At 72.6% G+C, this 20,706-nt stretch carries 16 protein-coding genes and 1 pseudogene; 7 read left to right on the top strand and 10 right to left on the bottom strand.

Annotation, left to right across the window (positions count from 1 at the left end):
- The first annotated feature begins 4 nt into the window (after positions 1 to 4).
- The gene (locus B0E54_RS11140) at positions 5 to 2,050 is read left to right on the top strand and encodes a biotin carboxylase N-terminal domain-containing protein (RefSeq protein WP_234583283.1); all 2,046 of its coding nucleotides are present in this window, start codon (positions 5 to 7) and stop codon (positions 2,048 to 2,050) included.
- Positions 2,047 to 3,210 (top strand): acyl-CoA dehydrogenase family protein, encoded by a 1,164-nt coding sequence (locus B0E54_RS11135; RefSeq protein WP_234583282.1) that lies wholly within the window; start codon positions 2,047 to 2,049, stop codon positions 3,208 to 3,210. Before B0E54_RS11140 ends, B0E54_RS11135 begins: the two co-directional genes overlap by 4 nt.
- Positions 3,211 to 3,212: 2 nt before the next feature.
- Here the strand turns inward: B0E54_RS11135 and B0E54_RS11130 are convergent, their stop codons facing one another.
- Together B0E54_RS11130 and B0E54_RS11125 are read right to left on the bottom strand one after the other, a co-directional pair.
- Positions 3,213 to 4,367 carry a hypothetical protein gene (locus B0E54_RS11130; RefSeq protein WP_234583281.1) on the bottom strand — a complete coding sequence of 385 codons (1,155 nt, stop codon included), beginning with the start codon at positions 4,365 to 4,367 and terminating at the stop codon, positions 3,213 to 3,215.
- Complete coding sequence (locus B0E54_RS11125) at positions 4,364 to 5,305, bottom strand: transporter substrate-binding domain-containing protein (protein WP_234583280.1); 942 nt, start codon at positions 5,303 to 5,305, stop codon at positions 4,364 to 4,366. Before B0E54_RS11125 ends, B0E54_RS11130 begins: the two co-directional genes overlap by 4 nt.
- Positions 5,306 to 5,474: 169 nt before the next feature.
- Between B0E54_RS11125 and B0E54_RS11120 the strand changes: the two genes are divergently transcribed.
- Positions 5,475 to 5,816, top strand: coding sequence for a hypothetical protein (locus B0E54_RS11120; protein ID WP_234583279.1), 342 nt, complete (start codon positions 5,475 to 5,477; stop codon positions 5,814 to 5,816).
- Here B0E54_RS11120 and B0E54_RS11115 read toward each other — a convergent pair.
- The 7 genes and pseudogenes from B0E54_RS11115 to B0E54_RS11085 form a co-directional block, all read right to left on the bottom strand.
- A complete protein-coding gene (locus B0E54_RS11115; protein WP_234583278.1) occupies positions 5,803 to 7,332 on the bottom strand; it encodes a serine/threonine-protein kinase in 1,530 nt (509 codons plus the stop codon). The two genes, B0E54_RS11120 and B0E54_RS11115, sit on opposite strands and share 14 nt — an antisense overlap.
- Positions 7,333 to 7,500: 168 nt before the next feature.
- Positions 7,501 to 7,962 (bottom strand): annotated as a pseudogene (locus tag B0E54_RS11110) (hypothetical protein); the annotation flags it as partial.
- Between the two features lie 244 nt (positions 7,963 to 8,206).
- The gene (locus tag B0E54_RS11105; protein WP_234583277.1) at positions 8,207 to 11,809 is read right to left on the bottom strand and encodes an adenylate/guanylate cyclase domain-containing protein; all 3,603 of its coding nucleotides are present in this window, start codon (positions 11,807 to 11,809) and stop codon (positions 8,207 to 8,209) included.
- Complete coding sequence (locus B0E54_RS11100; RefSeq protein WP_234583276.1) at positions 11,806 to 12,636, bottom strand: MBL fold metallo-hydrolase; 831 nt, start codon at positions 12,634 to 12,636, stop codon at positions 11,806 to 11,808. The genes B0E54_RS11105 and B0E54_RS11100 overlap by 4 nt, the downstream gene beginning before the upstream one ends.
- A gap of 129 nt (positions 12,637 to 12,765) precedes the next feature.
- Positions 12,766 to 13,227, bottom strand: coding sequence for a RidA family protein (locus B0E54_RS11095; protein WP_234583275.1), 462 nt, complete (start codon positions 13,225 to 13,227; stop codon positions 12,766 to 12,768).
- A 46-nt stretch (positions 13,228 to 13,273) separates the two neighbouring features.
- A complete protein-coding gene (locus tag B0E54_RS11090) occupies positions 13,274 to 13,429 on the bottom strand; it encodes a DUF4177 domain-containing protein (RefSeq protein WP_007466198.1) in 156 nt (51 codons plus the stop codon).
- A 43-nt stretch (positions 13,430 to 13,472) separates the two neighbouring features.
- Entirely contained in the window at positions 13,473 to 13,958 is a 486-nt protein-coding gene (locus B0E54_RS11085; protein ID WP_234583274.1) for a hypothetical protein, read from the bottom strand.
- Between the two features lie 684 nt (positions 13,959 to 14,642).
- Between B0E54_RS11085 and B0E54_RS11080 the strand changes: the two genes are divergently transcribed.
- From B0E54_RS11080 to B0E54_RS11070, 3 genes are read left to right on the top strand one after another with little or no spacing between them, the layout of a single operon-like run.
- Entirely contained in the window at positions 14,643 to 15,269 is a 627-nt protein-coding gene (locus tag B0E54_RS11080; protein WP_255786835.1) for a hypothetical protein, read from the top strand.
- 26 nt (positions 15,270 to 15,295) lie between these two features.
- The gene (locus tag B0E54_RS11075; RefSeq protein ID WP_234583273.1) at positions 15,296 to 16,273 is read left to right on the top strand and encodes an ArsA-related P-loop ATPase; all 978 of its coding nucleotides are present in this window, start codon (positions 15,296 to 15,298) and stop codon (positions 16,271 to 16,273) included.
- A 54-nt stretch (positions 16,274 to 16,327) separates the two neighbouring features.
- A complete protein-coding gene (locus tag B0E54_RS11070) occupies positions 16,328 to 17,479 on the top strand; it encodes an ArsA-related P-loop ATPase (protein ID WP_234583272.1) in 1,152 nt (383 codons plus the stop codon).
- A gap of 6 nt (positions 17,480 to 17,485) precedes the next feature.
- Here B0E54_RS11070 and B0E54_RS11065 read toward each other — a convergent pair whose 3' ends face one another.
- Positions 17,486 to 17,806, bottom strand: coding sequence for a WhiB family transcriptional regulator (locus B0E54_RS11065; protein ID WP_007466209.1), 321 nt, complete (start codon positions 17,804 to 17,806; stop codon positions 17,486 to 17,488).
- 403 nt (positions 17,807 to 18,209) lie between these two features.
- Here B0E54_RS11065 and B0E54_RS11060 point away from each other — a divergent pair, with 403 nt between their 5' ends.
- On the top strand, positions 18,210 to 20,639 hold the full coding sequence (locus B0E54_RS11060) for a transglycosylase domain-containing protein (protein ID WP_234583271.1): 2,430 nt from the start codon (positions 18,210 to 18,212) through the stop codon (positions 20,637 to 20,639).
- Positions 20,640 to 20,706: the final 67 nt, after the last annotated feature.

Below are 20,706 nucleotides of genomic sequence, written 5' to 3'. Positions count from 1 at the left end.
ACTCATGATCAACAGGCTGCTCGTGGCCAACCGGGGCGAGATCGCCCGCCGGGTCTTCGCCACCTGCCGCGCGATGGGCGTGCAGACCGTCGCCGTGTACTCCGACGCGGACGCCGACGCGCCGTTCGTCGCCGAGGCCGACCTGGCCGTACGCCTGCCGGGAAGCTCACCGACCGAGACGTACCTGCGGGTGGATCTGATCCTGGACGCGGCCCGCAAGGCCGGCGCGGACGCCGTCCACCCCGGCTACGGCTTCCTCGCCGAGAACGCCGAGTTCGCGGCGGCGGTGACCGACGCGGGGCTGACCTGGGTCGGGCCGCCGGCCAAGGTGATCGCCGCGATGGGCGACAAGTTGGCGGCGAAGGCGCTGCTCGCCGAGGCGGGCGTACCGATGCTGCCGAGCTGGACCGACGCCGACGAGGTCACCGACTTCCCGGTGCTGGTGAAGGCGTCCGCTGGCGGCGGCGGCCGGGGCATGCGGATCGTGCGGGACGCGGACGAGCTGGCGGAGGCCGTCGCCGGCGCCAGCCGGGAGGCGGCTGCCGCGTTCGGCGACGGCACGGTCTTCATCGAGCGGTACGTCGAGCGTGGTCGGCACGTCGAGGTGCAGATCTTCGGCGACTCGCACGGCACGGTGGCCGCCCTCGGGGTACGCGAGTGCTCGATCCAGCGCCGACACCAGAAGATCATCGAGGAGGCTCCCGGGGTGCTCCCGGGGGAGTTGCGCCCGGCGCTGCACGAGGCGGCGGTGTCCGCCGGACGTGCCGTCGACTACGTGGGCGCCGGCACCGTGGAGTTCCTGCTGGCCCCGACCGGTGAGTTCTTCTTCCTCGAGATGAACACCCGCTTGCAGGTGGAGCACCCGGTCACCGAGCTGACCGGGCCCGTCGGGCTCGACCTGGTCCGGTGGCAACTGCTCGTCGCCGAGGGCGTGCCGCTGCCGGAGCACCTGCACGAGCCGGGTGTACGCGGCTACGCGATCGAGGTGCGGTTGTGCGCCGAGGACCCGGCGCAGGGCTGGCGACCCGCGACAGGTGTGCTGCGCCGGTTCGCGGTGCCGGGGGTGGACCGGGAGTTCGGTGGCCTCCAGCACGCCGGCCTGCGGCTGGACTCCGGCGTCGGGACGGGCTCCGAGGTGAGCGTGCACTACGACTCCATGCTCGCCAAGCTGATCGCCTGGGCGCCGACCCGGGCCGAGGCGGCCCGGGCGCTGGCCGGCGCGCTGACCCGTGCCGAGCTGCACGGGGTGGCCACCAACCGCGATCTGCTGGTCCGGGTGCTGCGCAGCCCGGAGTTCGCGGCCGCGGCGATCGACACCGGTTTCCTGGACCGGCACCCCGAGGTCTTCGCGCCGCTGCTGCCCGCCGATCAGCTTCCGCTGACCGCCCTGGCGGCCGCACTGGCGGGTGCCGCCCAACGCCGAACGACCGCGCCGGTGCTCGGCGGGCTGCCCTCCGGCTGGCGCAACGTGCCCGCCGTACCGCAGGTCAGCCGCTTCACCGGCCCGGACGGCGAGATTGAGGTCCGCTACCGGCTGGACCGCACCGGCCGACTCGCCGACTGGTCCGCAGCGCCGCCCGGCGAAACGGTGGCGTTGGAGGGGAAGCCGCCGACGGTAGCGCTGGCGGAGGTCACCCCGGACCGGGTGGCGCTCGACGTCGACGGGGTTCGGCGCGCGTACCGCGTACACCGGGTGGGGTCGGAGATCTTCGTGGACGGCCCGGACGGGGCGGCGAGCCTCGTCGAGCTGCCGCGCCTCCCGCTGCCCACGGCGGCGGTGGCGGCCGGGTCGCTGCTCGCGCCGCTGCCCGGCGCGGTGACCCGGGTGCACGTGCAGGTCGGCCAGCGGGTCACGGCCGGCGAACCACTGCTCACGCTGGAAGCGATGAAGCTGGAACATCAGGTGCTGGCCCCGACCGACGGGGTGGTCATCGAACTCCCGGTGCCGGCCGGCGCTCAGGTGCGCACCGGCGCCGTCCTGGCCGTCATCGACGGCTCCCCCGCAAGCGACGACCCGACGCCGTCGAACCCCGAGGAGGACCCCCGATGACCTTCGACCTCACCCCCGAGCAGGACCAGCTCCGCGACGCCGTGCGGGCGCTGGGCCGCCGGTACGGCCACGGCTACTTCGTCGAGAAGGCGAAGGCCGGTGAGCACACCACCGAGTTGTGGGCCGAGGCGGGACGGCTCGGCTATCTGGGGGTCAACATCCCCACCGAGTACGGCGGCGGGGGCGGCGGCATCACCGAGCTGGCCATCGTCTGCGAGGAGCTGGCGGCGGCGGGGTGCCCGCTGCTGCTGCTGGTGGTCTCCCCCGCCATCGCGGCGACGGTGCTCGCCCGGCACGGCACCGAGGAGCAGCGCAAACGGCACCTGCCCGGCCTCGCGGACGGCTCGGCGAAGATCGTCTTCGCGATCACCGAGCCGGAGGCCGGTTCCAACTTCCACCGGCTCGGCACGGTGGCCCGCCGCGACGGCGACGACTGGCTGCTCAACGGCCGCAAGTGCTACATCTCCGGGGTCGACGAGGCCGGGCACGTCCTGGTGGTGGCCCGGACCGAGGACTCCTCCACCGGCAAGCTCAAGCCCGCGCTGTTCCTGGTGCCTACCGACGCGGCGGGGCTGACCAGGTCCAAGCTGGACATGGAGATCGTCTCTCCGGAGAACCAGTTCCTGCTCTACCTCGACGACGTGCGGGTGCCCGCCGACGCGCTGGTCGGCGAATCCCTGGACGCCGGGCTGCCGGCGCTCTTCGCCGGGCTCAACCCGGAGCGGATCACGGTCGCCGCGATGGGCGCCGGCACCGGTCGGTACGCCATCGAGCGGGCCAGCGAGTACACCGCCACCCGCAAGGTGTGGGGTGGCCGGAGCATCGGCTCGCACCAGGGGGTGGCGCATCCGCTCGCCCACGCGGCGGTGCAGGTGGAGTTGGCCCGCCTGATGATTCAGAAGGCGGCCACCCTGTACGACGCCGGCCGCGACCTGGAGGCCGGGGTGTCCGGCAACATGGCCAAGTACGCGGCCGGGGAGGCCGCCGCCCTCGCCGTGGACACCGCGGTGCAGGCCCTCGGCGGGGCGGGCATGACCACGGAGTACGGGGTGGCCACCCTGCTCGGCGCGGTCCGGGCCGGGCGGATCGCCCCGGTCAGCCGCGAGATGATCCTGAACTTCGTCGCCCAGCACGTCCTCGGTCAGGACAAGTCCTACTGACCTCAGCCGGGGGCGCGGCAGGCCGCGTCGATGCGGTGCACCGGGCGGACGCGGCGGCCCAACCCCTCCAGCAGCGAATCCTCGATGTGGAAGTCGTGGATCCGCAGCCGGTGCCGGGGCAGCTCCTCCTCGCTCGGGCAGAGCACCTGCGCGCGGACGAGGTCTACCGGCACGTACCGGACTCCGCCCCGTTCCTGCAGGATCACCATGTTGACGTCGTCGGTGGTCACCACGTGCCCCCGGACGTCCTCGGTCGGGCCGTTCTCGACGCCCACCGTGGTGACGGTGAGCGGGAGCACCGGTGTGCTGATCACCGGCAGCGCGGCCCAGACCAGCATGGCCAGCACCGCCACCTCGGTCAGCGACGCCAGCGGCCGGATCACCATGCCGGGCAGCGGCCCGGCGATGAACAGCGCCAACACCGGCGGCACCACGAGAAGTGCGAGCACCAGCAGCTCGCGCTGCCCGGCCGCGTCGCGCAGCGTCGGCAGCAGCAGCCAGCCGTACCCGGCGAGCAGCGCGACGATCACCGCCAACCGGGGTACGACCCACTCGTGCAGCCGGTCCGGACGAAGCTGGAACGCGGCGGCGAACGCCGGCAGCAGCAGCGGCAGGTAGAGCAGCGGCCAGGTGAGCAGGGCGAGCAGGAAGCTCGCCAGCACCACCCAGGCCGGGGTGAGGTCCGCCCAGCGGGCGAAGAGCGGGCGGCGACGGGTGCCCGGCGGCAGTCGGTCCACGCTCACGGCCAGCACCGCGCCGAGCGCGAAGACGGCGACCAGCCCGGTGGAGAGCAGTCGAGCCGCGGTGGTCAGGAAGCCCGCGAGCAGGTTGACCGGCCCGACGTTGGCGACCAGCAGCAGCGTGGTCTGCAGCTCCCCACCCGCCTCGACGCCGAGCCGGAGCACCGAGAAGATCGCCGGTACGCCCACGACCGCCGTCCAGAACGACTGGCTGGCCCGCGCCCGCCGCTCCGCCGGATCCCACCGCACCGGCACCTGCTCGACGTCGGCGACCGGCACTGCGGGTTCGGCCCGCGGCACACCGGCCGGCCACCCGCCGGGGTCCACCTCGACGTGGTCGGTCGGCACGGCGGGCCGGGGCGGCGGCACCGTGCCACCGGGGCTCGCGTCGCCGGTGGTGGTCGGCACCGTGCTCACCGCCGGGGCGCCTTGTCGTCGAAGTCGACAAGCTTCGGCACCTCAAGTGGCTGTGGCTGGGTCTTCTCGACGCGCAGCCACGGGCCCAGGGTCCGGTTGTACGCCGTCAGCCACGGGCTGGCCTGCCCGTTGCGGCCCTGCTGGTAGCTCTTCTGCAGAAAGAAGGCGACCAGGTCACGCAGCGCCGGATCGCCGATCGGCACGCCGATCCCCAACAGCTCGCTCGTGCCGAAGGGCAGATCGACGATCTCGAACTCCTTGGGGTACGTGGCCAGGAAGCCCGCGAGGATCGTCTCGTCCGAGCTGACCACGTCGTACCGGCCGGCGCGGATGCCTGTCACGCAGTCCCAGACGTCCTTCACCACAAGCGCCTTGACCTGGCGCTTCTCCAGCTCGGCCTCGGTGGTGGAGCCGCCGGTGGTGCAGACCTTGTAGGCCGGGTCGCGCAGGTCCTCGATGGTGCGGATCCTGTCCTTGAGCCGGACGGGCACCAGCACCTCCTGCGTGGTGACGAAGTACGGCCCGGCGAAGCTGACCAGCTTCTTGCGCTCCTCGGTCATCGAGAAGCTGGAGATCACCAGGTCGACGGTGCCGCCCTGCAGATACGGGATCCGGTCCTCGGTGGCTGCCGACACGAACTCCAACTGCTGCTCGCCCTGGTAACCGAGGGACGCGGCGATGTACCTGCCGATCTCGACGTCGAAGCCGACGTGCTGGCCGTTGCGGAGGTCGCCCATCAACGGCTCGTTGGTGGCGACGCCGATGCGCAGCTTCGACTGCCCGTAGATGTGCGACTCGCGCAACTTCTCCTGCACCGACGGCAGGTCCGGTTCCTTGCGGCTCTCGCAGCCGGCGGCGGCGGAGAGGGTGAGGGTCAGGGCGACCGCCAGTGTCGACGCGACCGAGCGGAGCCGGGACTGGGAACTGCGTACGTTCATGGGCGACCTCGCTGACGGAGCAGCCTGCGGAACACCGAGAGTAGCGAGACGAGTCCACTGCGTGTGCACGCCGACCGGTCAGGTCGGATGGTCCGTTCGATCGACACTGATCGGCGCGGCGGATCGCCTCTCCGGTTGACAGCAGGCCAGGCCGCGACATGCTGGAGGGGTGAGTCGACTGTCCAGGATCGATGCGCGGATGGTGGCGGCGGTCGCGGCGCCGGGTGCCGTCGCGCTGCTGGCCCTGCTTGTCGTTCTGCGCCGGCAGGACCTTCTCGGCGTGGTTCTCGCACTGCTCTGCGTGCTGCTGGCCATGGTCTCCGCGGTCGCCGTGTCCGCCGTCCGCCAGCGCGCCGAACCGGAGCCGGCGGACCAGCCACACGCCACCGCGCCGCCGGAGTTGATGCCGTACGGGATCGACGCCGACACGCTCGACGCCCTGGACAGCCGGGACGCGTTGCGTGCGGTGCGTGACCGGGGACGGGCGCGCGGCGGGTTCAGCGACCGGTGAGCGTGGGCGCGGTGAGCGCGTCGACGCCCCGCCCCGCCAGGCACCGGTAGACCCGGTCGACATTGCCGTCCACCGGCGGCAACACCTCCAGGTGCCAGCCGACCGGCTCGGCGATCTCCGTGGTCAGTCGGAACGTCGTGGCGCTGCACACCTGTCGTACCGGCTCGGCGGCGATCACCTCGTCGTAGGCCGCGCCGACGAGCTGCACCGGCAGGATGCCCTCGGCGTACGTCTCCCAGGTGTGCCGGCCGTCGCACGGGACGCGGGCCGCCTCGGCGCGGGCGCCGCGGATGCGTACCGGGCCGAAACACTCCAGCTCGGGCAGGCAACGGGCGCCGCTGGGCAGCGCGGTCGGCGCCCCGGCACCTGACGCGCAGCCGGGCAGCGGCCCGGTCGCCGGTGCCGCGACCTGGGTCACCGAGGGGGACGGGCCGGGCGGCGGGCCACCGCTCGCCAGCCAGGCCCCGGTGGTGGCCGAGGCGGCGAGCGCCAGCACCCCGGCGCCGCCGAGGAACCAGCGTCGTCGCCACCGCCGGCCGCCGGGAACGCTGGGGCGGGAGTCCTCGACCGGGGGGCGGGGCGCTGGCTGGCCGGTGCCGTACAGGCCGGACCGGCTCGGGCCACCACTGACCGGGGCACCGCTGATCGGTGAGCCGCTGATCGGGACGCCGCTCACCGGAGCGGACGGTGAGCCGAACGGCAGGTTGGCGAGCAGGTCGTGCAGTTCGAGGGCGGACGGCCGCTCGGCCGGGTCGTTGGCCATGCCGAGACGCAGCACGTCGATGAGCTCGTCCGGTACGCCCGGGAGGCCGGGAAGCGGCTGGTTGAACATCTCCAGCACGGTGACCAGGCTGGGGTTGCGCTCGGACTGCCAGCGGGGCGGCCGGCCGTGCATCACCGCGTAGAGGGTGGCGCAGAGCGCGTACACGTCGACGGCCGGCGACGGTGGGCTGTGGCTGAACATCTCCGGCGGCGCGTACGCCGGGGTGAGCACCTCCAGGGTGACCGAGGCGTCGCGCGCCTCGGCCAGCACGGCCAGCCCGAAGTCGGCAAGCACCGCCGAGTTGAAGTGCGAGTAGAGGATGTTCGCGGGCTTCACGTCCCGGTGCAGCACCCCGGCTCCGTGCGAGTGCGCCAACGCATCTGCGATCTTGATGCCGAGATCGCGGGCCTCCACCGGGCCGAGCGGCGAGCTGCGCATCCGCTCGGCGTACGACCCGTCACAGAGTTCCATGATCAGGTAAGGGTGCTGGTCGACGGTGACGCCCACGTCGAAGAGATCCACCACGTGCGGGTGCGACGACATCCGCCCGGCGGCACGCGCCTCGCGCAGGAAACGCGCCTGGTCGCGTTCGCTGTCCAGCGTGCGGTTCTCGACCTTGACGGCGACCTCTCGACCGACCGAGATCTGGGTGGCCTGGTAGACGGTGGCGTAGCCGCCTCGGGCAAAGACCCGCAAATCAGTCAGACCGGGCACGATCGGCACCGGCAAGCCGCCGGTCGGGGTGTCGGTCACCGCTCGAAAATACCCAACCCGGCCGGCGACTCAGCGCGCCGCGTCCGCCGGAGCGGCACCGGCCGCGCCGGGCGCCTCTCCGGTGCCTTCCGGCGCGTCGACATCGGCCGACGTGGAGGCGGCGGGCGCAGCGGGAGCGGAGGCGGGAGCGGGAGCGGGCGGAGCGGACGCCGGGGCGGAGGACGCGGCGGAGGCGGGAGACACGGCAGCGGTGTCGACGGCGGCCGGCGTGCCCCGGCGGGCGTCCATCCGCAGTCCGATCGCCGTGGCAACCGCGCCCAACCCTTCCCAGGCGGCCACGCCGAAGAACCGGTCGGGGGCGATGTCGGCCAGCACGGCGATGCTGAACACGGTGAAGGTCACCAGCCGGAAGACCACCGTGAAACGGTAGAACGCCCGCCACTCGGTGACCGTCGCGAGCAGGTAGTAGACGCCCATGTTGAACGACGCCATCGAGGACGCCAGCAGGAACGTGCCGGTGTAGTCGCCAGCGCCACGAGTCGCCGGCACCTCGAACCCGAGCAGACGCAGCTGCGCCTCCGGCCACAGCAACCCGACCGCGCCCATCACCAGCGCCAGTACGCCGAAGACCGCGATGGTCCAGCCCGCGACGGAACGCGGCAGCTTCATGATGGCCTCCCCAGGCACGGCGACGGTCGCCACTGTGGACCACCGCACGGTGGTGACACGCTAGCCCCTCGCCCCGACCACCACATCCCCAGAACCGCCAAAACCGCCCCACCTCACCCCTTGCGGCCCCACCCCCACCGCGCGGTGATCATGAAGTTGTTGCCACCGACGCCGGCGTGTCGGCGCAACAACTTCATGATCAACCGCGGGAGGCCCGGGTAGGGGCCGGGTGGGTGGAGTGGGGTTAGGGGAGGGTCAGGCGGGCTTGTAGGGACTTTGCGGCTGCTCGTTCGCTGCGTTGTTCGGTGGCGTACGCGAGGCGGACCGCCTCGTCGGCGCAGGACCGGGCCTCCGCCGAGTGGCCGCAGGCCGCCAGCGCCTCGGCGAGCACGCTCGCCGCGATCACCTGACTGCGTACGTCCTCGGCGGGCGCGGTGACCGCCCGTCTCGCCCAGTCCAGCGCCTGCTCCCGCTGACCGTGCGCGAGCAGCGCCGACGCGTACCGGGCCATGGTCTGGCGGCGGGAGAAGAGCAGCGAGGGCGCGTTGGCGGCGGCCGTCGCCACCGGGGCGAGCAGCCCGACCGCGGTCGCCGGGTCACCGGCGGAAAGCCGGGCGGTGGCCAGCAGCACCCGGGGCGCGACCTGCGCCGGCGCCTGCGGATTGTGCGGTTCGACGGCCGTCAGCACCGCCCGGGCGGCCTGCTCGGCGGTCTCGTGGTCGCCCATGTCCAGCGCCACGAAGCCGCGCAGCGTGCCCGCCATTCCGGTGAGCAGCGGGTGCGAGGTCTGGTCGGCGTACACCAGGGCGTCGGTGAGCAGGTCGGCCGCGTGCTCCGGCTCGCCCAGTCCACGGGCGACGACGGCCCGGACGACGAGCGCGAACCCGCGACCCCAGTCGTCGGACGCGGCGGCGAACTCGCGGTACGCCCGGCGGGCCTCCCGGTCGGCCTCGGCCAGCTCGCCCAACTCGGCGGTGGCGAAGGCGGCGACCGCGCGCAGCGTGCCCACCGCCCATGCCTCGCCGACCCGCTCGCCGAAGGGCAGGAAGACCTGCGCCATCCGGCACGCCTCCCGCAGCCGACCGGCGAGCAGCCGGGCGAACGCGGTGGTGCCCCGCAGCCAGGCCCGCCCGTACGGGTCCTTCAGCTCGGCGAAGAGCCGGGCGGCCCGGCCGAGGACGGCATCGGTGCCGGCGAAGTCACCCCGGGTCGTGGTCACCCAGGCCAGGTTCTGCAGCGACCAGGCCTGCCCACGCCGGTCCTGCGCGCCGAGGCTGACCTGGTACGCGGCGGCCAACCGGCTGCTCGCCTGGCTGAGCCGGCCGGCCACGAAGTCGCCCATGCCGAGCCGACGCATGGCGGACGCGCGCAGCGTGGGCAGCCCGCCGGCCGTGGCCACCTGCAACGCCTCCTGCCAGGCGGCCTCCGCCCGACCCTGGTCGCCGAGGGTCTGCTGGGCCTGCCCGGCGAGCAGCAGGGCGCTGGCACGGGTGGCTTCGTCCCCCGCGTTCGCGGCGATCTTCTCGGCGAAGGCGAGCGCGTCGGCGACCCGGCCGATCTGCAAAAGTGCACGGGCGTGCACCACCCGGTCGATCGCCGGTATCCCGTCGCGGGCCAGTTCGCTGGCGCGTTCGGCGTACTCGACGGCGAGCGCGGGCTCCCCGGCGGACAGCGACCGGCGGGCGGCCCGGCCGAGCGCGGCGATCCCGAGCGGGACCACGGCGCGGGCCGGCGCGTCAGGTCGCAGTTTCACCGCGTCGGCGAGCGTGGCGGCCCGCTGGACGTGCATGGCGACGAAGTCGTCGCGTGCCTCTTCGGTGAACCCGCCCACCGCACCGGCCGTGGCCCCGTCGACGGGCGCCGCCCAGCGGGCCAGCGCGGCGTGCCGCTCGGCCAGTTCCGCCTTGCTCACCCCGGCGTACGCGGCCTCCCGCATGAGCGGGGTGGCGAACGCGTAGCCGGCGCGGGTGCGGTGCAGCATGCGGCGCTGCAGCAGCTCCTCGACGGCCCGGTCGAACTCCACGGCGACCACGGCCGAGGGCCTCCCGTCGCGGCCGGCCCGCTGCTCGCGCAGCGCCTCCAGCGCTCCGGTCGGCACTGTGTCACCGACCACCGCCGCGTCCCGCAGGACGGAACGGGCGTCCGGTGGCAGCGCGTCGATGCGGGCGGCGAGGACTGCCGCGAGGTCCCGGGAGAGGAGCCGGCTGCCCAGCGAACCGGGTACGAGGCGCCAGCCGGCCGGCGCGGCCGGGTCACCGTCACCGGACGCCTGCCGCTCCGCGGTCAGCGCGCCGCGTTCGATCAGCAGGGTGACCAGCTCCGCCAGGTAGAACGGGTTGCCCTGGGCGGTGGCGAGCAGCCGGTCGGCGTCGGCCGGTGGCAGCTTCCCTCCGCCGAGGTAGCTGGTGAGCAGTCGGGCGGCGTCGGCGCCGCGCAGCGGCGGCAGGGAGTGCACCTCGGCGTCCGCGACGCGGGTCAGCGCGCCGGCGGTACGGACCAGCTCGGGGCGGCCGAGCAGCAGCACGAGCACCGGACCGGTGAGTCGGGAGAGGGCCAACCCGAGAGCGCGGATGGTCTCGGGGGTGGCGTCGTGCAGGTCGTCCACCACGATGACCAGGGGCGCCTCCGAGGCGAGCCCGCTGAGCAGGTCGGCGACCGCGTTCGGCACCGCCTCGGCATCGGCGGGCGAGGCGGCGGAGCTGCCCCACTCGCCGTTGTCGGCACCGCCGTGCGCAGGCAGTTCGGCGTAACCGAGCAGGGCGAGCAGCTGGTCGGTGGCGATCGGGGGCGACTCGCCGCCGGAGCGGGCGAGCCGCTGACCGAGCCGGCGCAGCCGCTCCTCCACTGCCGGCCGGGTCAGCGCGGTTGCCGCGTCACTGGGCAGACCGACCGCGGCACGGACCAGGTCTGCCAACGGCGCGAGCCTGCGCCGCTCACCGAAGGCGGCGCACCGCACCGAGAGCACCCGGGCGCCGGTGTGCGCGGCATACCGGCCGGCGCCCACGTCGTACCCGGCGGCGAGGCGCTCGACCTCGGCGGCGAACCGGGACTTGCCGATGCCCGCCTCGGCGGTCATCAGCAGCACCCGCGGGTCGCCCTGGTCGATCACCTCGGCGAGTCGGCCGGCGACCCGGCCGATCTCGGTCTCCCGGCCCACGTAGGGCGCCTCGTCGCCGAGACCCGACCGGGTGCCCGGCGCGTCCAGCAGGCCCAGCAGCTCGTACGCCTCGACCGGCTCGCGCTTGCCCTTGAGCCGCAGCGGACGCAGCGCCCGCCAGGAGGCGACGTGCCGGGTCGCGGCGGCGGTCCGCCCGCCGGCGTAGACAGCGCCGACCGCGGCGGCGTCGGCCAGCCGGGCGGCGGTGTTCACCGTGTCGCCGATGACCGTGTATTCGATGGCCGCCTGGATGCCGGCGATGACGTCGCCGGTGTTCAGGCCGACCCGCAGGCCGAGCGGTGCGCCACCGCCGCGCTCGTCGTCGAGCACCCGGCGGACGGCCCGCTGCATGGACAGGGCGGCCCGCATGGCCCGCTCGGCGTCGTCCTCGTGCGCCACCGGCGCCCCGAAGACCGCCATGATCCCGTCGCCGGTCAGCTTGTCGACGTGCCCGCCGAACGTCTTCACCGCCCCCGCGAGGGAGGCCAGCACCCGGTCGGTGACCGCGCCGACCCGTTCCGGGTCGAGGTCCTCCGACCAGGACGTGAATTCCGAGAGGTCACCGAAGAGCACGGTGACGACCCGACGCTCGGCCGCCGGCAACGTGGCGGCGGCCGGCAGCGCGGCACCGCAGTTGTGGCAGAACCGTGCGCCGGGGACAGCGACAGTTCCGCACACCGGGCAGGTCACATGTGCTCCAACCCACTGACCCCCGGCGCAGATTCCCCGGTGTCGACGCCCAGATACTCCAACTGGGCACGGACCGACCATTCCGCAGCCCACCAGAGCGAGCGGTCCACGTCGGCGTAGACCGCCGCGACCACGTCCGCGGGTGTCCGCGCGCCGGCGGCGACCGCCGCGCGGACCTGGTCGAGCCGGGCCCGGCGGTGGGCAAGATAGAAGGTGGCGGCGGCGGCGCAGTCGGCCAGCGCCGGGCCGTGCCCGGGCAGCGCCGGGATTCCGGCGTACGCGGACAGCAGCTCCAGGCTGCTCAGGTAGTCGCCGAGGTGCCCGTCGGGATGGGCCACCACCGTGGTGCCGCGGCCGAGGATGGTGTCACCGGTGAGCACCGCGCGTTCGTCGCCGTGCTCGACCAGGAAGCAGACCGAGTCGGCGGTGTGCCCCGGGGTGGCCAGCAGCCGGATGCCCAGGCCGAAGCCGCCCAGGTGCGCGTCGGTCAGGGGCGTGCCGCCGATGGCGTGCGCCGGGTCGACGGCGAGGACGTGCACCCCGCCGAGCAGTTCGCTGAGCCGGGCGGCGCCCTCGCTGTGGTCGGGGTGGCCGTGCGTGATCAGGATCAGCCCGATCGGGCCGTGTGCGGCGATCGCCGCCAGGTGTCCCTCGTCGGCCGGCCCGGGGTCGACGACCACCGCCGGGTCACCCGGTGCCGCGCGCAGCAGCCAGGTGTTGGTGCCGTCGAGGGTCATCGGGCCGGGGTTCGGCGCGCGCAGCAGTGTCACCCAGCTCGGCAGCCTGTCGGCCAGCGCCGCAGTCGCCCCCGTCACGTGCCCGCTCATGGCTGCGATCGTACGACCCTGCCCGCCACGTCCCGCGATCATGCACGTCCGGCCCCTGATTCGTCCGTGTTCAGGGCTTTCCTCCGGGCCAGCGGCGCATGATCGCGGGACGGTGGCGGTGCGGTCAGGTCAGGCGACCTCGACGATCAGTTCGATCTCCACCGGGGCGTCCAGGGGCAGCTCGGCCACCCCGACGGCGCTGCGGGCGTGGCGACCGGCCTCGCCGAAGACGGTGCCGAACAGGTCGGAGGCGCCGTTGATCACGGCGGGCTGACCGATGAAGCCGGGGGCCGACGCCACGAACCCGGTCAGCTTGACCACCTTGACCACGTTCTCCAGGCCAACCAGCGCGTCGACAGCGGCCAGCGCGTTGAGCGCGCACCGCTGGGCCAGGTCCTTCGCCTGCTCGGCGGAGATGCCAGCGCCGACCTTGCCGGTCGCCAGCAGCTTGCCCTCGGCGATCGGCAGCTGGCCGGAGACGTACACGTGCTGCCCGGACTGCACTGCCGGCACGTAGCTGGCCACCGGCGGCACCACGTCGGGCAGTTCGAGGCCCAGCTCGGCGAGCTTCGCGTGGGGACCGTTGCTCATCGCGTCACCCCGTGGCCCGCGACCGCGGTGCCGCGCCGCGCCGCGCTCACGCCTTGGGCCGCTTCAGGTACGCCACCAGCTGGTCGGGGTTGGGGCCGGGGACCACGGCGACGAGTTCCCACCCGTCCTCACCCCAGTTGTCGAGGATCTGCTTGGTCGCGTGGACCAGCAGAGGGACCGTGGAGTATTCCCACTTCTGCATCGCTGGAGGGCTCCCTCGTGGTGCGGACTTCGTCGGGCACAGCCTACGGTCCGCTGGCCGGACGAGGCGCGGGACGCTGCTCCGGCGCGGCCGGCAGCTCTCCACAGGGCCCCTCGTGCTCGTACCCCTGGGGGCAGCGCGACCGGTCGGGCAGCAGCAGGTCGCAGAAAACCCGGTGGCGGTTGTTCTGGTCGTCGGCGTTGGACACGGTGGTCTCGCCGGCGTCCAGCTCCGGCAGGAAGCCCAGCGACTCCGCGACGCGACCGGCCAGCACGGTCGCCGAGGCCAGGTCGGGCACCCGGATCGGCAGGTGGATGACGAACCCGGGCTCGTCGTCGTCCCGCAGCCGCTCGACGGGCTGGCTCGACATCCGGACCACTTCCGGGGGCTCCGGAACCCGACGGTACGACCGCTCGTTGATGGGCAGGCTGCCCAACGGCCCGCCGGCCACCTCGCCCACGGATGCGGGCCGGCGCTGCCGTTCGTTCGTCGGGAACTGGGTGCGAGGGATGTTGTCCGCGTCGCGCATGAACTGCCTCCGGTCGTACCTCTCGGACCACGCTTCCGGCCCGGACCATTCATCCGTTCCGGCCCCCCGCCCGGACGAAGGTAGGTCTCCGGCGGCGGTCCCGCCAACAGGACGCGCACGATCAGTCACCGAGAGTCACATATGTGACAGATGTCGGGCAGGAATCCCGACTGCGAGTGATCTCACGGTCTGGGTGATGCACGCCATGCCCACACACGGCGCGATAGGGGCGACACCGAACCGTCGGCTGGCCGCTACCCTTCCGGTCGGACGGTCGCACAGCGCCCGGCCGCCCGCTCGATCTCGCTCGGCGCCAGGGGTGGCGGCCGGGCGCCGCACCCCCGGGGGAACGAGATGACCCAACCGCCCAGCGGCGACCAGGCCGGCCCGCGCGCTCTTCCGTCGGCGACCCCGGATTCCGCCGGTCAGCCCGAGAAGACGGCCATCCCCGCACAGCCCGACCCGACCGCTTCCGGCCAGCCGGATCCGACGTCCGCCGGCCAGCCGATCCCCGGGCAACCCGGCCCGCGCACCCCAGTGGGCGAGCCCGATGCGGCGACAGTCACCTCACCCGGCCCGGTCGCCCAGCCCGCACCTCCCGCCCCGGCCGCCCCTTCCGGCTCGGCGGTCCCGTCCGGCCCGTCCGCCCAGCCAGGCCAGCTCGCCCTTCCGGGGCAGCCCGCTCTGCCCGGGCAGCCCGCGCCGGGGGGATTCCCCGCGCAGCCGGGCGTGCCGACCCAGCCCGGCCCGCCCGCTGGCCTTCCGCAGACCGATGTTCCGACCGGCACGCCGCAGTCTCCCGGCGCCCCGGGCGCGTTCCCGCCGCCCCCGCCCGGCTACCCGCCGTACCAGGGCACTGCCGAGCCGAAGAAGAAGCGCGGTCTGCTGATCGCGGCCATCGCGCTGGTCGTGATCATGGTGCTCTGCGTGGGCGGTGGCGTCGTGGCGTTCCTGACCCTGCGCAACGCCGAGTCCGGCGAGGGCGCGAAGGAGCCGGCGGTCGCCGTCGACGAGTTCCTGACGGCCGTGTACAAGGACCGGGACGCGACAAAGGCCGCCAAGCACGTCTGCGCCGCCTCCCGGGACGACAAGAAGATCGCGGCGAAGGTGGCCGAGGTGCAGAAGTACGCGTCCGAGTACCAGAACCCCCGGTTCAAGTGGGCCACCCCGAAGGTCGACAACCAGACCGGCGACCGGGCCACCGTCTCCACCCGCATCACCATGACCACCGCCGACGAGAAGGTGGCCGACCAGGACCTGCGCTTCACTGTGGTGCAGAAGACGGGTTGGTGGGTCTGCGAGGTCGCCTGACCGGCGAGCCTGGATAGGCTCGACGGGTGCGTGCAGCTGAGCGGCCGTCCGACCCGGCCGGTACCGGATGGTCGGCCCGCCTCCACGTGGTGACCGGCAAGGGCGGCACCGGCAAGACCAGCGTGGCCGCGGCGCTGGCCCTGGCGCTGGCCGCCGGTGGCCGGCGCACCCTGCTGGTGGAGGTGGAGGGCCGGCAGGGCATCGCCCAGCTCTTCGGCATCGACCCGCTGCCGTACGAGGAGCGTCGCCTCGCCGACGCGCCGGACGGCGGTGAGGTGCGCGCGCTCGCGGTGGACGCCGAGGAGGCGTTGCTCGAGTACCTGGACATGTTCTACAAGCTGGGCGCCGCGGGCCGGGCCCTGCGCAAGCTCGGTGCGATCGACTTCGCCACGACCATCGCTCCGGGCCTGCGTGACGTGCTGCTCACCGGCAAGGTGAAGGAGGCCACCACCCGCACCTCGGGGCAGCGGCGCGCGTACGACGCGGTAGTGCTGGACGCGCCGCCCACCGGTCGGATCGGCCGCTTCCTCAACGTCACTGCGGAGACGGCGCGGCTCGCCAAGGTCGGCCCGATCAAGACCCAGAGCGAGGGGGTGTCCGCGCTGCTGCGCTCCCCGATGACCGCCGTCCACGTGGTCACGCTGCTGGAGGAGATGCCGGTGCAGGAGACGGTGGACGCCATCGCCGATCTGACCGCGCTCGGCTTCGGCATCGGGAAGGTGATCGTCAACGGCGCCCGACCTCCGCTGCCGGCCGGCCCCGCGGTCACCGCCGCGGAACTCCGGCGCGGTCTGGTCGCCGCCGGGCTGCCTGCCGATCAGGACATCGTGGCCGGGTTGCACGACGAGGCGCGAGACCAGCTCATCCGGCGCGAACTGGAGGATTCGCTCCGCGCCGACCTGGTGGAGTTGGGGCTGCCGATGATCGAGCTGCCGTTGCTGCCCGACGGGGTGGACCGGGCGGGCCTCACGGCACTGGCCCGTGCCCTCGTCAGCGCCGATTGACTCACACCTGAGCTCAGCACGGGCGCATGGACCGACGCGGCCCGATACGCTCGATTGGTGCCTTCCGAAGACGCGGCGCCGCAGCTGGACGTCGACCAGATCCTCGCCGACCCGGGCGTGCGGATCGTCGTGTGCTGCGGTGCCGGCGGGGTGGGTAAGACGACCACGGCCGCGGCGCTGGCGCTGCGGGCCGCCGAACACCACGGCCGGCGCACGGTGGTGCTCACCATCGACCCGGCCCGCCGGCTGGCCCAGTCACTGGGCCTGACCGAGCTGGACAACACACCCCGCCAGGTCAAGGGCATCGACGTCGAGGCCAGCGGCGGTGAGCTGCACGCCATGATGCTGGACATGAAGCGCACCTTCGACGACGTGGTGCTCCAGCACACCGACCCGGCGAAGGCCGCGGAGATCTTCGCGAACCCGTTCTACCAGGCGATGAGCTCGACGTTCGCCGGCACGCAGGAATACATGGCGATGGAGAAACTGGGCCAGCTGCACGCCCGGGGCGAGTGGGACCTCATCGTGGTGGACACGCCGCCGTCCCGCTCCGCGCTGGACTTCCTGGACGCGCCGGCCCGGCTGTCCCGTTTCCTCGACGGCCGGATGCTGCGCCTGCTGCTGGCACCGGCGCGCAGCGGCGGACGGAGCATGTTCAACCTGGTCACGGCCTCGTTCGGGATGTTCTCGAAGGTGGTGCAGAAGGTGCTCGGCGCGCAGCTGCTCACCGACCTGTCCGGCTTCGTGGCCGCGCTCGACTCGATGTTCGGGGGTTTCCGGCAGCGGGCGGAGCAGACGTACCGCATCCTGCAGGCGCGGGAGACGGCCTTCGTGCTGGTCGCGGCGCCGGAGCCGGACGCGGTCCGGGAAGCCGCCTATTTCGCGGGCCGGCTGCGGGAGGAGAAGATGCCCCTGGCCGGCCTGGTGCTCAACCGCGTGCACCGACCGGCGGTCCCGGAGCTGGACGCCGAGCAGAGTCGGGCCGCCGCGGAGCGGCTGGCCGAGCTGGGTGGGCACGAGGCCACCGCCGACGTGCTGCGGGCGCACGCCGCGCTGGCCCGTCAGGCGGTACGCGAGCAGCAGGTCGCCGCACGGTTCACTGAGGCGTTCCCGGCGGTGCCGGCGGTGTCGGTGACGGCACAGCCCGCCGACGTGCACGACGTCGACGGGCTGCGGACGATCGGCGCGGCGATCAGCCGGTCGTGACCGGCGTCAGGTGGCCGCGCTGACGAGGATCTTGTCCTTGCCAGCCTTGTCCTTGCTGTTCTTCTTCATCGCTGCCTCGAACATCTTGCGCCAACTCGTCACCTGGGGGTGACGACGCAGCAACGCCCGGCGTTCGCGTTCGGTCATACCGCCCCACACACCGAACTCGATCCGGTTGTCCAGCGCGTCGGCCAGGCACTCGTACCGAACTGGGCAGCTCCGGCAGATCCGCTTCGCCACGTTCTGTTCGGCGCCCTGTACGAACAACGCGTCCGGGTCCCCGTTCTGACACGCCGCCAGCGACGGCCAGTCAGTGATCATGCCCATGTGTACACGTCCCCCCTTGCAGTACCTACCGACCTCGTTGCACGGCAGCCGGCAATTTCCCCCCGGTCGCCCGGCCGCCTTCCCCAAGGCGGTGCGGACGACATGTGGCGCTGTCGCCGCCATCATCATGCTCTGTAGTCGGCTGATTACGCAACGTTGTCGGCGAAATCCATCATTCCGGACACTCCCGGCTTCCCGGGCTCTCGACCGCCGGTTACCCCGCCGAGGTCGGCGAAAACGCTGCGGAGCCTCCGCCAAACGGTGGAGACTCGCGCCAGGTCACACGCAACCTCGTACGGGGGGTCATGCGTTTAGCACAACGAGGGCAGCGCACGCAGGAAATGGGGAAAGACGCCCAGGCGGCCCTCGTTCCCTACTCGCGTACCATGCCGAGGTGACCTGGATGCGGAAACGTGACCACAATGTGCTGACCAACGCCGCATCGCTGCTCATATGTGGCCTGTTGGCTGGCGTGGTGGTCGCTGCGGCGGCCTTCCCCGCGGTGGCGATGTCCGGCTTGGCCGCCAAGGCCGGGGCAGAGACATTCGGCAACCTGCCGACAGAGCTGACGGTGGCCCGCGCGCCACAGATCAGCTATCTGCTGGCGTCGGACGGCAAGACGCCGCTCGCGACGATGTACGACGAGAACCGTCGCGACGTGAAGCTCGCCGACATCTCGCCGTACATGATCAAGGCCATCATCGCGGCCGAGGACCACGACTTCTACAAGCACAACGGCGTCGACATCAACGGTGTCGCCCGCGCGTTCGTCAACAACCAGAGCGAGGGCTCCGGGCGCCAGGGCGCCTCGACGCTGACCATGCAGTACGTCCGGCTGGCCATCGCCTACTCGGCCACCCACCCGGCCGACGTGGTCGCCGCGACCGAGGACACCAGCGCCCGCAAGCTCCGCGAGATGCGACTGGCCCTGCAGGTCGATAAGGAGTTCTCCAAGGACGAGATCCTGACCCGCTACCTCAACCTCGCCTCGTTCGGCAACGGCGCGTACGGCATCTACGCCGCCAGCCAGGTCTACTTCGGCAAGCCGCCGAGCAAGCTGAAGATCGAGGAAGCCGCGCTGCTGGCCGGCATGGTGAAGGCCCCGACGACGAACGACCCGACCACCAAGAGCGGCTACCCGCTGGCGCTGGACCGTCGTAACTACGTCATCCAGAACATGGTCGACACCAAGGCCATCACCCAGCAGGAGGCCGACGCCGCCAAGGCGGTCAAGCTGAAGGTGCAGGACAAGCGCACCCCGAACGGCTGCGTCGCCACCAACGTCAACAGCTGGGGCTTCTTCTGCGACTACTTCTACCGCTGGTGGATGCAGCAGGAGACGTTCGGTTCGACCTCGTACGACCGTGAGCGGCGCCTGAAGAGCGGCGGTTACACCGTCGTGACCTCGATCGACGTCCAGGCACAGAAGGGCGCCGACGCGGCGGTCCGCCGGGCCAAGAAGGAGACCAGCAAGGAAGCCGCCATGGTCGCCGTGGTGGAGCCGGGCACCGGCCGGGTACGCGCGCTCGCGGTCAACCGGCAGTTCAAGTTGGACGATCCGAAGAATCCGAAGAACAAGATTTCCAGCGATCCGGCGAAGAGCAAGCGCGGCATCAAGGGCAACTACCCGGCGACGGTCAACCCGCTGCTCACCGGCGGCGACGGCATCGCCGGCTACCAGGCCGGCTCGACGTTCAAGATCTTCAGCATCGTCGCCGCGCTGGAGAAGGGCATCCCGCTCAGCTACTCGTTCAACGCGCCGCAGCAGTTCAAGTCGGAATACATCATCGACAGCAGCAGCCCGGCGGCCTGCCCCGGCACCCACTTCTACTGCCCGACCAACTCGGGCAAGAAGGCCGGCGGCGTGCAGAACATGTGGAGCGCCTTCGCCCAGTCGATCAACACCTACTTCGTGCCGCTTCAGCAGCAGGTCGGCGCGGAGAACGTGGTCGACGTCGCCAAGCGGGCCGGCATCCAGTTCCGGGCCAGCAACGACGCCAAGTTCGCCGCCACCAAGGACTCGGCCCACCAGTGGGGCGCCTTCACCCTCGGCGTCTCCTCCACCACTCCGCTGGACCTGGCCAACGCGTACGCGACGCTCGCGGCGGACGGCAAGTACTGCGAGCCGATCCCGGTGCAGGAGATCCGCGACCCGGACGGCAAGAAGCTGGACATCGCCAACCCGCGCTGCGAGAAGCGGTTCAGCACCGACGTGGCCCGCGCCGCAGTGGACGCCGCCCGCTGCCCGGTCGGCGACAACTCCAAGACCAGCAAGTGCGGCAACAGCCGTACGGCCGGCGTCGTGAAGGGCATCGTCGACGCGCCGGTGGCCGGCAAGTCCGGCACCACCGACTCGGAGAAGACCGCCGCCCTGGTCGCGATGACCAAGCAGTACGCGGTGGCCGGCATCATGGCCGACCCGGACTGGCCGCAGACAAACGTCAAGATGAAGCACGCCGAGAAGGACGGCATCAACCCGCCGGTGTACGAGACACTGCGGGACGCCATGAAGGGCAAGCCGCGGATCAACTTCGAGCCGCCGGGCCAGAAGATCTCCGAGGGTGACCAGCGCAGCATCCCGGACGTGAAGTGCCAGCCGGTGGAGACCGCCAAGTCCCGGATCAAGGGCGCGGGCTTCGAGCCGATCGTCTCCCAGACGAAGGTGACCTCCCCCTGCCCGGCGGGCACCGCCGCCGGTACCAACCCGGACGGGCGCACCATCAAGGGCGGCCCCGTCACCATCGAGATCAGCACCGGCGGCGGCGCCGCCGGCACGCCGCCGGCCAAGAAGCCGGGGCAGCCCGGCAACCCGCCAGGCCGCCCGGGCGGCTGATCAGCAGCAGTACGCACGAACGGGCGGGCACCCTCTGTGGGGGTGACCGCCCGTTCGCATGTCCGGA

The organism is Micromonospora sp. MH99, from assembly GCF_021442385.1.
Lineage (GTDB): Bacteria > Actinomycetota > Actinomycetes > Mycobacteriales > Micromonosporaceae > Micromonospora.
Note: the sequence above shows the minus strand (reverse complement) of the source record. Positions and strands in the feature narration are given on the sequence as shown.